At 53.6% G+C, this 14,533-nt stretch carries 11 protein-coding genes; 5 read left to right on the forward strand and 6 right to left on the reverse strand.

Annotated features, from left to right (window positions below):
• Window positions 1-15: 15 nt before the first annotated feature.
• The 6 genes from BW941_RS13095 to pilG all read right to left on the reverse strand — a co-directional run bounded on the left by BW941_RS13095 (window position 16) and on the right by pilG (window position 10,803).
• Entirely contained in the window at window positions 16-6,432 is a 6,417-nt protein-coding gene (locus BW941_RS13095; RefSeq protein ID WP_076516783.1) for an Hpt domain-containing protein, read from the reverse strand.
• Window positions 6,429-7,319, reverse strand: a complete 891-nt coding sequence (locus BW941_RS13100) for a CheR family methyltransferase (RefSeq protein ID WP_076516785.1) — start codon at window positions 7,317-7,319, stop codon at window positions 6,429-6,431. Before BW941_RS13100 ends, BW941_RS13095 begins: the two co-directional genes overlap by 4 nt.
• A 25-nt stretch (window positions 7,320-7,344) precedes the next feature.
• A complete protein-coding gene (locus BW941_RS13105; RefSeq protein WP_076516787.1) occupies window positions 7,345-9,426 on the reverse strand; it encodes a methyl-accepting chemotaxis protein in 2,082 nt (693 codons plus the stop codon).
• A 76-nt stretch (window positions 9,427-9,502) separates the two neighbouring features.
• The gene (locus tag BW941_RS13110; protein WP_068436642.1) at window positions 9,503-10,027 is read right to left on the reverse strand and encodes a chemotaxis protein CheW; all 525 of its coding nucleotides are present in this window, start codon (window positions 10,025-10,027) and stop codon (window positions 9,503-9,505) included.
• A gap of 4 nt (window positions 10,028-10,031) precedes the next feature.
• Window positions 10,032-10,406, reverse strand: coding sequence for a twitching motility response regulator PilH (gene pilH / locus BW941_RS13115; RefSeq protein ID WP_068442955.1), 375 nt, complete (start codon window positions 10,404-10,406; stop codon window positions 10,032-10,034).
• Between the two features lie 16 nt (window positions 10,407-10,422).
• Complete coding sequence (pilG, locus tag BW941_RS13120) at window positions 10,423-10,803, reverse strand: twitching motility response regulator PilG (RefSeq protein WP_068442958.1); 381 nt, start codon at window positions 10,801-10,803, stop codon at window positions 10,423-10,425.
• 335 nt (window positions 10,804-11,138) lie between these two features.
• Here pilG and gshB point away from each other — a divergent pair, with 335 nt between their 5' ends.
• The 5 genes from gshB to pyrR are packed head-to-tail and all read left to right on the forward strand — an operon-like array spanning window position 11,139 to window position 14,532.
• The gene (gshB, locus tag BW941_RS13125; RefSeq protein WP_076516789.1) at window positions 11,139-12,104 is read left to right on the forward strand and encodes a glutathione synthase; all 966 of its coding nucleotides are present in this window, start codon (window positions 11,139-11,141) and stop codon (window positions 12,102-12,104) included.
• A gap of 47 nt (window positions 12,105-12,151) precedes the next feature.
• On the forward strand, window positions 12,152-13,030 hold the full coding sequence (locus tag BW941_RS13130; RefSeq protein WP_076516791.1) for an energy transducer TonB: 879 nt from the start codon (window positions 12,152-12,154) through the stop codon (window positions 13,028-13,030).
• The gene (locus BW941_RS13135; protein WP_068442966.1) at window positions 13,030-13,587 is read left to right on the forward strand and encodes a YqgE/AlgH family protein; all 558 of its coding nucleotides are present in this window, start codon (window positions 13,030-13,032) and stop codon (window positions 13,585-13,587) included. Before BW941_RS13130 ends, BW941_RS13135 begins: the two co-directional genes overlap by 1 nt.
• Complete coding sequence (gene ruvX, locus BW941_RS13140; RefSeq protein WP_076516793.1) at window positions 13,580-14,038, forward strand: Holliday junction resolvase RuvX; 459 nt, start codon at window positions 13,580-13,582, stop codon at window positions 14,036-14,038. The genes BW941_RS13135 and ruvX overlap by 8 nt, the downstream gene beginning before the upstream one ends.
• Window positions 14,038-14,532, forward strand: coding sequence for a bifunctional pyr operon transcriptional regulator/uracil phosphoribosyltransferase PyrR (pyrR, locus tag BW941_RS13145; RefSeq protein ID WP_076516795.1), 495 nt, complete (start codon window positions 14,038-14,040; stop codon window positions 14,530-14,532). Before ruvX ends, pyrR begins: the two co-directional genes overlap by 1 nt.
• Window position 14,533: the final 1 nt, after the last annotated feature.

Consider the following 14,533-nt stretch of genomic DNA (forward strand, 5'->3'; position numbering starts at 1 on the left):
TCTTGGGCTGCCCACTCAGTAAACCTCATGCCCCAGGAAGGCATTGATGTTTTCCAGCAGTGCTTCTTCCTGGAAGGGTTTACCCATATATTCATTCACACCAATGCTTCTCGCGCGCTCACGGTGTTTATCACCGGTCCGCGAAGTAATCATGATGATCGGAAGATCTTTCAGGCGCTCATCGTGGCGAACCAGTGACGCTACTTCAAAACCATCCATACGAGGCATCTCGATATCAAGCAACATGACGTCGGGTTTCACATCCTGCAGGACTTCCATGGCATGCATACCGTCTTTCGCGGTCATCACTTCCATGCCGTGGCGTTCGAGCAGACGTGTCGTTACCTTACGTACCGTCACCGAGTCATCAACAACCAGTACCTTAGGCAGGCGACGCTCTTGCTCATGACGCGCTTCAGCCGCTTTATTATCAAGCGCTTTGGCCTGCTGATACTCAAGGCTGGTATAGGTACGGATCATGGCTGGCAGATCGAGAATGATGACAACACTACCATCCCCCAGAATCGTGCCACCTGAAATACCACGCACTCCAGCAAACTGAGGACCAAGGCTCTTCACCACGATCTCTCGCGAGCCCAGCAGTGCATCAGCCTGCAAAGCAAAAGGAACCTGACCGCGAACCAGAAGCAAAGGCAGCGGCATGTGCTGACCCGAGATCTTCGGATGAGAGTGCTCATCGAGCATCGCCCCCAGATAACCCAGCTGGTAATCGCGACCGGCGTAATTAAAGAAGCGCTCGTCTTCAGGCTGGTCGTAGAGGTTCTGTAACTCGGCGACAGAAGCACGAACGATACCCTGAATGTTATTCAGAGGAACGGCATACAAGTCTTCACCTATGCGAACCATCAGTGCCCGGTTGACCGACACAGTGAACGGCAGACGAACTTCAAATTCACTGCCTGTCCCAGCTTCAGAACGGATTTCAACACTGCCGCCCATCTGCTTAATCTCGCTGCTGACGACATCCATACCGACACCACGACCAGAGATCTGCGTAATGACCTCTGCCGTAGAGAAACCAGGTTGCAGAATAAACTGCATAATATCGTGCTCAGTCGGCTCAACACCGTCTGGCACCATGCCGCGTTCACGGGCTTTCTTCAGAACCGCATCAAGGTTAATGCCCTGACCGTCGTCACGCAGAGTAAGAACAACATCACCACCATCACGGCGGATATCCAGCTCAATGCTGCCTTTCTCGGGTTTACCGGCTGCACGGCGCTGCTCCCTACTCTCGATACCATGGTCGACGGCATTGCGGACCATGTGCTCCAGAGGAGAAATCATACGTTCGAGGATGGTACGGTCCATTTCACCATCGGCGTTGTTAACCCGCAGCTCGACCTGCTTATTCAGTTCAAGGCTGACCTGGCGAACAATACGACGCAGGCGCGGCACCATACGCTGGAAAGGAACCATACGGGTCTTCATCAGACCTTCCTGCAGCTCCGTATTCACCCGGCTTTGTTGCAGCAGAAGAGTTTCAGCGTCACGGGTTTTGCCCGAGAGCGTTTCTTTCAGATCGATAAGGTCGGACGCAGACTCCATCAATGCTCGCGAAAGCTGCTGCATCGCCGAATAGCGGTCCATTTCCAGTGGATCAAAGTCTTCGTAATCCGGTCCATGACGCTCCTGTCGGAACAGCACTTGAGCTTCAGTTTCAATATCCAGACGTCTCAGCTGGTCGCGCATCCGGTCCAGCGTCTGATCCATTTCTGAGAGAGTCCCCGCGAAATCGCTGACCTGCTCTTCCAGACGCCCCCGACCAATCGCCGTCTCACCGGCCAGATTAACGAGGCTGTCGAGCAGATCGGCTGAAACTTTCACCAGTTCAGTAGGTGCTTTTCGCTGTTGGGCCATCGCCGGAGCCGGACGTTCCGGCGCCATCTCAACCTCTTTACCGGGCAGAGGTACAACGGCTAATGATCCCTCGTCGCCTTCAGTGTCGACCTGTGATTCGTCGGACACATCATCGCTCAGGGAAACAGGGGCATCCGTCTGTCCGTCGGTATCTGCAACAACGTCTTGAGCAGACACTGGAGCATCGACCACCAGCTCTTTTTCTCCGAGCACGAGCACGCCGTCACTGTCGAGCAGGTTGGCTACATCATCAATCTTTGACTGCAGGTTTTCCTGCCGTTCATTGAGGTGCATGAAGAAGGTGTCGTCAAAGCGCGCTTCGCGCGACAGCGCCTTCTGGATGTCTGATTCGAAGTTATGGGCGGTATCACCGATGACTGATAACCCAGCGAGGCGAGCGCCACCTTTCAAGGTGTGTAACACACGCAGAAGTTCGTCGGCACCCCGTGTCGAGGAAGGCTCCGCACGCCATGCTTCAACGCCTTCATCCAACGCTTCCATCAACTCACCAGCTTCTTCAAGGAAGATACCGACAATTTCACGGTCGCTCTCATCCGCGGTTTCAGACTGCACCGTATAGGCACGCGAATCCGCTTCCGCGGTATCCTGAACAGGGCTCGACTCAGAACCGTTGCGTTGTGAGGCCACTTTGAGAGCCTCAATCATGCGCTCGGGATTTTCCGGGCCCTTGCCTTCCCTCACAGATTGCAGCTGTGTAAACAGTAAGTCGTGAGCACTTTGTGCCAGCGGCAATGTATCTTCGGAAAGATCAATCACACCGTCATTCAAGCGCTCATAGAGTGTTTCCAGCTCGTGGCATAAATCAGCAACTTCTGGCAACTCGGCCATACGTGCACCACCCTTGAGGGTGTGCAGCTCACGCTGAAGTTCAGCAACCGGCAGAAGATCTTCAGGGGTCTTTTCCCACTTCTGTACGATGGACTCAATGGCTTCGGTGATTTCCTCAGCTTCCTCAAGGAAGATATCCAGAATCAGGTCGTCTTCCTGCTCTTCAATATCGGCCTGTTCGAGCTCACTCAGAGAGGACTCATCGACCTCAGGAACCGGGGGGAGTTCTTCATCGTTAAGAGAAAGCATCCCCTCCACAACGGAAGACTCACCAGCATGAGACCCGGCGGATTCATCTGGCTGTTCTTCTGTCTGCTGATCAACGTGCTCTTCTGCTTGCTCATCAGGCAACTGCGATTCAGGGAACTGCCAATCACGAACGCGACGGACGGTGTCCGACACGTCAGGAAGATCCTGGCCTGCCGCCAGGCAGTCCATCATATTGAGCAGCTCTTCATGCGCATCGCTGATAAAAGCGACTAACTCAGGCTCAGGATGCGCCGCCGCGTTGCGCGCGCCCTGATAAAAATGATGCAGTGCCAGCGCCATTTCTTTCACTGCAGGGATACCTGCGTCTTCTGCGGCCTGTGCTGCTGATGACAGATCTGCCGAAATAGTGTCGAGCACCTCAGAGCGATCTTCTTCCTGCCACGTCTGCAGAAGCTCATCGGCCTCAATCAGCGAATCCATGCCAGAAGCCAGAAAGTGACTGATCGCTTCGGTCGATATGCCCGCCGGCGATTCACCCTGATACATCGGCTGAAGCTGCTCAGTTTCAATTGCAGCCGCGCGCTCGATTAAAGCGGGCGCTTCTGGCATATCTTCGAGCAACATAAGCTGATCGACAGTCAGATAAGAGCGCAGAGCCACAGAAGCATCGTTCAGCAACGACGCCAGTTCTGGCGTATTCGGTAAGCGAAACGCACGAAGTTCTTTGGTTAATTTTTCAATAACAGAAGCGACATCGGCGAGCGGTGCCAGCTCTGCCATGTGCGCGCTGCCCTTAAGAGTATGCAGGGCTCGCTGCAGTGCATCGCTGATCTGGTTACCACACGCCGTTTCATTCGACTCGGTAACAAACTCATCGACAACCGCGAGGTGTGCTTCAGCTTCGGCAATAAAGATTTCCAGCAGTGCGGCACGATCTTCTGCCTCTTGCTGAGCATCGGCATCCTGTGCCGCTTCTGAGCTGACCGGCTCTTCCACCACGCCGATAGCATCGTCTGCACTACTCTCAACGTCATTACTCTCAGCGGTACTATCCTCAACGATACGCGAATCAGCTGCGACGTCTGATTCAGCTTCTTCCACAGGACCTGCTGAGTCGCCCTCGGCAGATGAGCCCGGCAGAGTCGCCGGCTGGTTGCCCTCAGCCGTGGCGAAGGCATAGTCCATGTATGGCTGAACATCGATTGAAGCAGCACGCTTCGCACGAAAATCTTCGATCAGGCCGGGGAGTTGTTCAATCACACGATCGACGAATGCAATCATGTCATCATTGACTGAAATCGTCTCATCGAGCACGCGGTTGAACATATTTTCTACGGACCATGCCAGTTCGCTGACATCATCCGCTTTCACCATGCGGCCGCTGCCTTTCAGCGTATGGAAAGAACGTCTTACCGTAGTCAGTGCTTCACTGTCATCCTGATTCTGACGATAAGCAGGCCAGAACTCGCCCAGAGTTTCGGTAACTTCTTCTGCTTCCTCGAGGAAGACTTCAATGATTTCATCGTCGATAAGATCATCATCAGCGTCTTTCAATGCGTTGTTTGCAGGTTCGCTAAGAGTCTCTTCCAGCTGTTCTTCGTCCAGATCCTCTTCGAGCTCAATAATCGGCAATTCATCAGATTCGGACACGTCTGATTCGGACACGTCTGATTCGGACACGTCTGATTCGGCAACATTGGAGATCAGATCCTGATTGCTTTCTATCAGCTCATCGTCGAGACCGAGCGCTTCAGAGAAGCTGGTAACATCGACGGCTTCATCCGCAAATCCTTCCGGTAACTCAACATCAGAGAGATCTTCAGACGCCGCAGATTCAATACCGCAGCGCTGCATCAACTTACTCAGAGTATTTTCCGCGCGCTCAATAATCGCGATATCAGTAGACGTTGACTCGTCAGAGTAACGTTCAAGATAGTATTCAACACCACTGAGAACTTCCGCGACCATATCCATAACGCCCCATTCCGGAGCTGGGCGGTCTGCCAGCAGCGCCTGCTGGACGAAAGTTGAGAGATCAGATAGCAATACCGCGACGCGCGGCATTGGAATCATATTTAAAGAGCCTTCAATAGAGTGCAGAAGTGCCGGTACTTCCTGAAGTTTCTCGGTTGACCACTGATGTGCGATGTAGGAAACAACGCCGTCTTTTACCTGCTCCAGAACATTACGCGCTTCACGAAGCACAGCGCGCTGAGCGTCGGACATCGCGCTGTCGCTGACAGACTTAGTGGTGTCACCATCACGGATCATTCCGTTTAACGTCGCTTCGACGTACAGAAGTGCACCCGCGACATCCAGTAATTTACTGTCCTGCTCGTCACTGGCTTCGGCTTCAAGCAACGACACTATCGCGCTTTCCTGCTCCTGCATTACCCGGCGTGGCATGCCTAACCCCAGCATCCCCATAGTATCGGCAACCTGACGGACAGTACTGCGGATAGATGTCAGAGCAGGTTCGCGTTCGGCAGAACCACGTACAACCTGATCTAGCTCATCTTTGACCGTGGAAATCTCTTCGATCAGAGCAGTCAATGCTCCCGATACAGCATCCGAGCCAGCTCCCATCGCATGATCTTCTGCGTCTTCCGCATTAGGCAGAGCTTCAGCCAACCGGAAACGCTTCTGCACCAGACGAATGGCTTCACCACGCGCATCAGTGCGGGCAACATAGAACAACAGATTTTTCAGCAGCTCTTCAGCGGGCGGACGATTAATCGCCGCAACCCCTTTATCAAGACCGGTTTTCAGAAGTTGATCGAGCTGACGTAACAGAACCTTGGCGCTTTTTGGCAGGCTGTCCTGTTTCAGCAACCACTCACTGAATGCCAGAGCAGGCAACCAGACAATCCCCTGAGGGGTACCACCCATGGACTTATTGAGCTTAGCGAAGAGCTTATTAATGTAGTGTTTCGCCAGGTCCGGGTCGCGATCCTGCAGCAACTGGAGAGTCGCCGCCTGCAGCATCTGACGCGTTTTGCGCAGCCATGGCGAAAAATTGGGTTGGGTAAACAGGTTTTTCTGCGCTCCCGTCAACGGGGCGTTGTGCTCGACGTAAGGCGTGAACAGTGACGTTTCAGACAGGAAGTTTTCACCGCGGGTAGACCGCAGTTCATTCAGGATTGGCAACAGCACCACAGGCAGGTCACGACGCCCGACCTTCACGTGCTCAAGATAATGCGGCAACTGAATAATGGCCTGCATCAGTACCTCAAGGCCATCCCGCTCATTACTCAGGGAACCCTCAGTCAATGCCAGAGCAACCGCTTCCATCTCTTCAGCCAGCAGCGCAGCTCCGTAGAACTCCACCATCTGCAATGTTCCATGCACCTGGTGCAGGTAACTTAAACAGAAGCGCAGACGACTTCTGTCTTCGGGATGTTCAACGTACGCTTCAAGTGCCTGCTGAGCCTGTTGCAGCGTATCCTGAATTTCCCCTTTTACCCATTCCAGGGCGATGTAGTCCTGACTCATCGCCTTGCACTCTCCCCTGTCGATGTGGATTGTTTGCGGACAAACGCGGTCACCTGACCACTGTGCACCGATTCTAATAACGGGTGCTCCCAGTCCACCATTTCACCGAGCCCGATAACCAGTAAGCCCCCCGGCGCGAGACGTTGCGCGAGAGCATCAAGAATTTCCCGACGACGCCAGCGACGGAAATAAATAAGAACGTTCTGACAGAAGATCACATGCTGCGACTGCAGAGGACAGCTCTTAAGGTTAAGAATATTTACCTGACTGAAGCAGCAACGACGACGTAACTGAGCGGCCACTTCTACCTGCTGAGAAGACAGGGGCGCAATGGCCCAGTTGTGGTACTCAACCGGGATACGCTCAAGCGCCCGCAACGGGTAACGACCGCTACGTGCTTTGCGAAGAACAATCGTAGAGATATCCGTACCGGTAATAGAGTACTTCAGGCCGGTTGATGCGAGATTTTCCTCGGCGAGCATAGCCAGCGTGTAGGCTTCTTCACCCGAAGAACAACCGACACTCCAGAACTCCATAGTCTCTTCACGAGCCTGCAGGCGCGGACGCTGGCGACGCATATGCTCGACAACCAGCTGTAACGCATCCGGATCACGGAAAAAGCGCGTCTCCTGGACGGTAAGCCGATCGACCAGAGTCGACCACTCCATCACACCAGAAGGGCCATCCTGAATCTTGTCGTAGTACTCGCCGTAGTCGCGGATGCCGAGTTCCAGCATGCGCAGCCCCAGGCTGGTCTGTAAGAAGGAGCGACGCTGCAGGGGCAGGAACATCCCCGTGCGCTCCTCCAGCAACCCCTGCCAACGATTAAACTGCACATCGTCAAGCTCAGGGACCGTACTCAGACCATTTCGGATTGACTGGCTCATGTATCAGACCGTTGCGTCAGAGCCCTCAGAGAGTGCTCTGCTCTTCTTCGGTTTCTTCATGAAATTCTGCGTCAGTCACGGTCTCTGGCAGCTTAAAGCCGGCCACAGATTCACGCAGCATGTTCGCCATTTCAGCGAGGTTACCAATCGACTTCGCGGTCGCTGTGGTACCAGCGGACGTCTGAGAGGTAATCTCCTGAATCACGTTCATCGTGTTAGAAATATGACCTGCAGACGACGCCTGCTGACGTGCCGCGTTGGAGATGTTCTGAATCAGTTCTGCAAGGTTATTCGATACGCTTTCAATTTCTTCCAGCGCCACACCCGCATCCTGTGCCAGACGAGCACCACGTACCACCTCGGTAGTGGTCTGCTCCATCGAGATAACCGCTTCGTTGGTATCGTTCTGAATCGTTTTAACCAGCGCTTCAATCTGCTTGGTCGCCGCAGCAGAACGTTCTGCCAGACGCTGTACTTCGTCCGCAACCACCGCGAAGCCCCGACCGGCGTCACCCGCCATCGATGCCTGAATCGCCGCGTTCAGAGACAGAATATTGGTCTGGTCAGCAATGTCGGTAATCAGAGAGATGATGTCACCAATTTCCTGCGAGGATTCACCCAGTCGTTTAATACGCTTGGACGTTTCCTGAATCTGCTCACGGATATTATCCATACCACTGATAGTCGACTGTACAACCTCAGAGCCTTTGTTCGCGATCGCAACCGACCGCTCCGCAACCGCAGATGATTCAGAGGCGTTGGCGGATACCTGGTCAATCGACACCGCCATTTCGTTGATCGCTGCCGACGCACCGGCAATTTCCTGAGCCTGGTGTTCAGATGCTTCAGCGAGGTGCATTGCCGTCGCCTGAGTTTCCTGAGCCGCCGACGATACCTGTACCGCAGTATCATTAATCGAGGATACCAGTACGCGCATCTGGTCGATCGCGAAGTTAATCGCGTCGGCAATAGCACCGGTAAAGTCTTCGGTTACCGTCGCTGATGCTGTCAGGTCACCGTCTGCGAGATCAGCAATTTCGTCAAGAAGACGCAGAATCGCAACCTGGTTCTGTTCGTTAGTCTGACGGGTATCCTGCTCCCGCAGCTGGGCTTCTTCCTCACGCTCACGAGCACTCTTAGACTCGGTACGGAAGTATATGTAGGCAAATAAGAGAGCAATAAACGCAAGAACATAACCACCAAGCTGAATCATGTTCCGCTCTTCGGCATTGTTCTGAATTTCATTCGTCAGAACCGATGTCTGCTCAAGCAGGACACGTGAATTCTGGAAGATATTGTCGGAGGCTTCACGAACCTGGAAGAGTTCAGGAGAGGTTTCCAGAATTTCGTCAACAGAGCCTGATACAAATTCGAACAGCTCAGCAACTTCAGCCAGTGCATAAACTGCTTCTTCGTTCGTAACCTGAGAGATGTTCATGGCGATGTTGCCCTGAATCATACCGTTCAGTACCCGACCAAACAGCGAGGCGTCACGACCAAAAGCATCGGCAGCCATAACGGCATCATCACCACCCGCCAGTACTTTGTTTACCGAGCGTACAATACGTTCTGCAAGCCAGGACTGACGCTGAGCAACCGCAACCTGATCGGCAGGTGCGCCGCTTTCAAGCAGGATGTCTACGATTTCATCGTACTCAACCTGCAACTGAGGAATGGTTTCAGATAGAAGCTCGGCTACTTCGTGAACCGAAAGTACGATCTGCTCAGAGCGGATAATCTGGTCAGCATCTTCACGAACACTGTTCCAGGTTTCCTGAACTCCCGACTGCGCGGCATCTTCTGACGGGGGCAGACTCTTCGAATCATCACCGGCGACAAGATATCCCCAACGCTTATCAAAGTTATCGCGCGCCTGGCGCAGCTGGGTAAATGCATCTGGTTTACCACCAGCGGCCTCTACCGCGTTCTTCGCCAATTCCTGAGACAGAACCCGCAACTCACCCGAGTGCTCAAGATACTGCTCATCCTTTGTGGCCAAAATATTGACCCCAATGGTGATACCAATGAAACCGATCAGGAAAACGAACATCAGTACAATGGCACTGAAGTTACTCTTTTTCCCCTGATTTACTGTGTTTCCACTCATGCCGTCCTCTCCAAACTCGCTGCATGCTGATCCGACCCGACGGGCCAGTAAATTGTTATTATTTTCCGTTCCGTGTTTATACGGCGATATTCATAAACTCAGGTGACCTCAACAGCTCACCAAATTCCATGACTGGCCAATTCCTGCCATCGCGTTCAAAAGCTTTCGCCACAAACGGCGCGAGCGCTTCAGGCACCTGCGGCACAGGCACCTCCCGGTCTACCGGAAAACTTTGCATACCAAGCACTGCATCTACGAGCAGGCCGGTAAGGTATTCATCCTGCTCAACCACCAGCACGCGCTGACTACGCCAGTTACCACGTGATGGCTGACCGAGCAGGCCATTAAGATCCATTACAGACACCATGCGCCCACGGACGTTGGCAATACCAAGCACCCAGTTTTTCACACCGGGCACCCGGGTTACTTTTGGCATCTGCAGAATTTCCACTACGTCGGCCATGTTGGCGACGTATTGCTCGTTACCCAGCAGAAATCCGATTCCGCGCCAGGTCGAAACGGTTTCAACCTGCTGTGGCAGTGGCGACGCAAAGCGTCGACTGCGATTTTCCATCTCGGTGAGCAGAGCAAATGGTGTCATGGCTTCAGCCTTCTTCTGAGCCGATCAAAGCGTTGATCTCTGATAGCAGGCGGCTTTCAGAGACGGGCTTAACCAGATAACCTGAAGCCCCCTGACGTTTCCCCCAGACCCGATCAGTTTCCTGGTCTTTGGTAGTCACAATCACAACGGGAATATTCTTGGTTTCAGGGCTTCTGGTTAACTGACGAGTTGCCTGAAAGCCGTTCAGGCCAGGCATGACAATATCCATCAAAACAAGATCCGGAAGCTCCTGACGAGCAACAGCGACACCATCAGCTCCGTTTTCTGCATTCAACACTTCGTGGCCGTTTTTCTCGAGCACCGCCCGGAAAGCCTCGGTTTCCGTTGGTGAGTCATCCACCACAAGAATGCGTGCCATGCTACTTACCCCTTACTTATTTCGCGTGCTGACGGATAGAACCGAGCAGCTCTTCTTTACTGAATGGTTTGGTCAGGTATTCATCAGACCCGACGATGCGACCTTTGGCTTTATCAAACAGGCCGTCTTTGCTCGACAACATGATGACCGGGGTAGACTTAAACTTGGAATTATTTTTAATCAGGGCGCAGGTCTGATAGCCGTCCAGGCGCGGCATCATGATATCGACGAAAATAATATCCGGGTCGGTATCGGCGATTTTAGCCAGGGCATCGAAACCGTCTGTGGCAGTGATCACTTCACAACCAACTTTTTTCAGCAGGGTTTCGGCAGTACGACGAATCGTCTTACTGTCGTCAATCACCATGACCTTTACATCTTGAAAATTATCGTCCATACGACAGGCCTTTCACCATCCAATTATCTGTTGTTGTTTTACTCTGATTGGCCAGAGAGTTCTGTGACTCAACCCTCAGACCGGCAAGAGCCCCCGACTGTCCTATAGAAAGAATACAGAAAATCAGTCGTTTCCCCGGGGCCACCGGGACGCTTCGCTTTTGTATCACACTCCGCCCGGACAGGCTAGAGAGCATACCGGGAACCCTGCCTGATGCAACAGACTGTCGCTAACAAAGGTCAGACAAAACGCTGAAAAAGCCAAATAGGATACGTTACAATCCGACGATTAATTATTCCCGCCAGAATGGCGGCTGACCACGCAGCGGAGACGCAATGACTATCAGACTTGGCGTAATCATGGATCCCATTCAGGAGATCCACTTCAAGAAAGACACTTCACTTGCGTTGTTAAATGCAGCACAGGAGCGCGGCTGCGAACTCTGGTATATGGAGCAGCCTGACCTCTCCATACAGAAAGGCCGCTCCTACGGTCGCATGGCACCGTTGAAGGTAGCAATGAATCCGGAGCACTGGGCCGACCTTGGTGAGTTCGAAGATCGCCCACTGGCCGAGCTCGACATCATTATCATGCGCAAAGACCCGCCCTTTGATAGCGAGTTCATCTATAGCACCTATATTCTGGAGCGCGCCGAGGAAGAAGGCGTACTCGTCGCCAACCGCCCTCAGAGCCTGCGGGACTGCAACGAGAAAGTATTTGCGACAGCCTTCCCTGAGTTGATGTCACCAACTATTGTTGCGCGCCGCGCAGACCTGCTTAAAGCATTCCACAAAGAACATGAAGACGTCATTTTCAAACCGCTGGACGGCATGGGTGGCTCTTCCATTTTCCGCCTGAAAAAAGATGACCCCAACGTCAGCGTGATTATTGAGACGCTGACCGCGCATGGCACCCAACAGATCATGGCGCAGAAATTTATCCCTGAAATCACCTCAGGAGACAAACGCATCCTGATGATTAATGGCGAACCGGTTCCTTACAGTCTTGCGCGTATTCCGGCCCAGGGAGAAACCCGCGGCAATCTGGCTGCCGGTGGCCGTGGTGTAACACAAGAGCTCTCGGAGGATGATCGTCGCATCGCCAGCATCATTGGCCCAGAGCTTAAAAAGCGCGGCTTATATTTTGTTGGCCTCGACGTCATTGGTAACTGCTTAACAGAAATTAACGTCACCAGCCCGACCTGTGTTCGCGAAATTTCGCGCGACAGCGGCATCGACGTCGCCGGACAACTGATCGACACACTACTGGAAATCCGCCGTTCCAGTGTGGACAATTCCTGAAGGTGAGAGCAGACTTGCGCGCACAACGACGGAGACCCTGACAGACCATGAGTGCCCAGACCGTATCAAGCAACGACCGCATGATGTTCGCGATATTTGTCGCGCTCATGGTGCACGCCATGCTTGTACTGGGCATCAGCTTCAGTGCCGAAGAAAGTCCGGCCTTCAGCTCCACACTGGACGTAACACTCGCGGGCTACCGTAGTGAGGAGGCGCCTGAGGATGCCGACTTCCTGGCGCAGGAAAATCAGCAGGGCAGCGGCACTCTGGACGAAGCTGAAATGCAGACCACGGATGTCGAGGCCGATTTCCACGCCAACGATATCCGCGAGAATGTTCGTGAAGAGCAGATGCCAACGGCACCGCGTGTCCAGGACAGTTTGCACACCCAGGTTGTCTCCACGACACGTAGCCCCAAGAAACAACAACAGCAAGTTGAAGAGCAACAGACGCCTGCTCCGGATATTCCAGACGGGCCCCAGCAAAGCTTGTTCGAACGCAGCTTGGAAATCGCCAGCCTACAGGCAAAACTGGATACCGAGCGACAGCTCTATGCACGTATGCCACGGATTCACCGTTTGACCGCAGCTTCGACAATGAAAGCCGCAGACGCTTACTACGTAAACCTGTGGCGTCAGAAAATCGAGCGAATGGGGGCAATCAACTACCCTCAGGAAGCTGAAAACTGCTACGACAATTGCCGCTTGCGGATTTTGGTATCCATCAATCCTGATGGCAGTATTCACGAGCTTGCAGTGCTGGAGTCTTCAGGACGCAGAGTGCTCGATGAAGCCGCCACTCGCATTGTGCGACTTGCGGCTCCGTTCGCCCCGTTCACCAACGAAATGCGACGCGAGATGGATCGACTGGAAATCATCCGTACCTGGCAGTTCACCGGCGATCGCTACCTGTCGGGGTCAAACTGATGCTTGAGCTGAACAGCCTTCGCAATCACCTGTTAATAGCCATGCCGGGGCTTGATGGCTCCTGGTTTGGTGGCACGGTGACCTACCTGTGCGAACACAACGCCGACGGCGCCATGGGCCTTGTGCTCAACAAACCCTCCAGCATTGAGTTCAGTGACATCTGTGAACAGCTGGATATTGATCGCCGCAGCCATATTGCACCCACCATTCTTCAGGGCGGCCCAGTCAGTCCGGAGCAAGGATTTATCCTGCACGAAGAAACCGGTGACTGGGGCGCTACCATGAATATCACAGAACGAACGCATCTGACCTCGTCGCAGGATATTCTGCGCGCGATTGCTCAAGGCACGGGCCCGCAGAATTATAGTCTTGGCCTTGGTTATGCTGGATGGAGTGCCGGTCAGTTAGACGAAGAACTGCGTGAGAATGCCTGGCTCACCCTGGAAGCCACCCCCGACCTCCTGTTCCGTCTCGATCAGCGCGACTTATACGACGTCGCACTCAGCAAGCTGGGCGTCAGCGCCGAATTTCTCAGTGACGAGTCGGGCCATGCCTGATTCTCCTCAGATTCCTGATCGCATCACTTCCGTCATGGGGTTCGATTTCGGTACTCGCCGCATCGGCATTGCCATCGGCCAGCGCCTGACCGACAGTGCCAATGCGCTCGAACCGATCAAAGCGAAAGACGGAGTGCCCGACTGGGACGCGCTGGAACGCATCATTACTGAATGGCAACCTGACGCCTTTGTCACTGGCCTGCCACTGAATATGGACGGCACCCCTTCAGAAATGAGTCGAAGAGCGGCAAAATTTTCCCGCCGTCTGGAAGGACGTTTCCATCGTCCTTCGTACACTCAGGACGAGCGCCTGACCAGTTACGAAGCAAAAGGTATGGTCATCGAAGAATCCGGACACCAGAACTTCGGTGATTACTCGGTAGACGGCCTTGCTGCCTGCCTGATTCTGGAAAGCTGGATGTCAGAACACCCGAAAGCAGGAGAGCAATGATGAATCTGCCGGATATAGAACAAATCACTCAAGACCTTGCTGAGCAGGTCACGGAGCTAATGAACGAACGCCAACTCGATGATCCATTACTGGTTGGCATCCGAACAGGTGGTGTCTGGGTAGCCGAGCGCCTCAACGACACGCTGAAATGTACCGACGATGTCGCCTCGCTCGATATCAGCTTCTACCGTGATGACTTCACCCGCCACGGCCTGCACCCGAAAGTTCAGGGGTCAGAGTTGCCGGATTCGATTGAAGACCGACACATCATTCTCATCGACGACGTCATTATGAGCGGTCGCACCATACGCGCAGCCATGAATGAGCTTTTTGATTATGGCCGCCCAGCCAGTATTACCCTGGTATGCCTGCTGGATATTGGCCGACGCGAATTACCGATTCAGCCAGACCTCTGTGGAGCAACTCTGGCATTAAACGATGGCCAGCTGGTCAAGCTGACCGGCCCGCGCCCCTTAGTTCTGACTCTGGCCTGAA

Origin of the sequence: Thalassolituus maritimus, assembly GCF_900156675.1 — a bacterium.
GTDB classification, from domain to species: Bacteria; Pseudomonadota; Gammaproteobacteria; order Pseudomonadales; family Oceanobacteraceae; genus Thalassolituus; species Thalassolituus maritimus.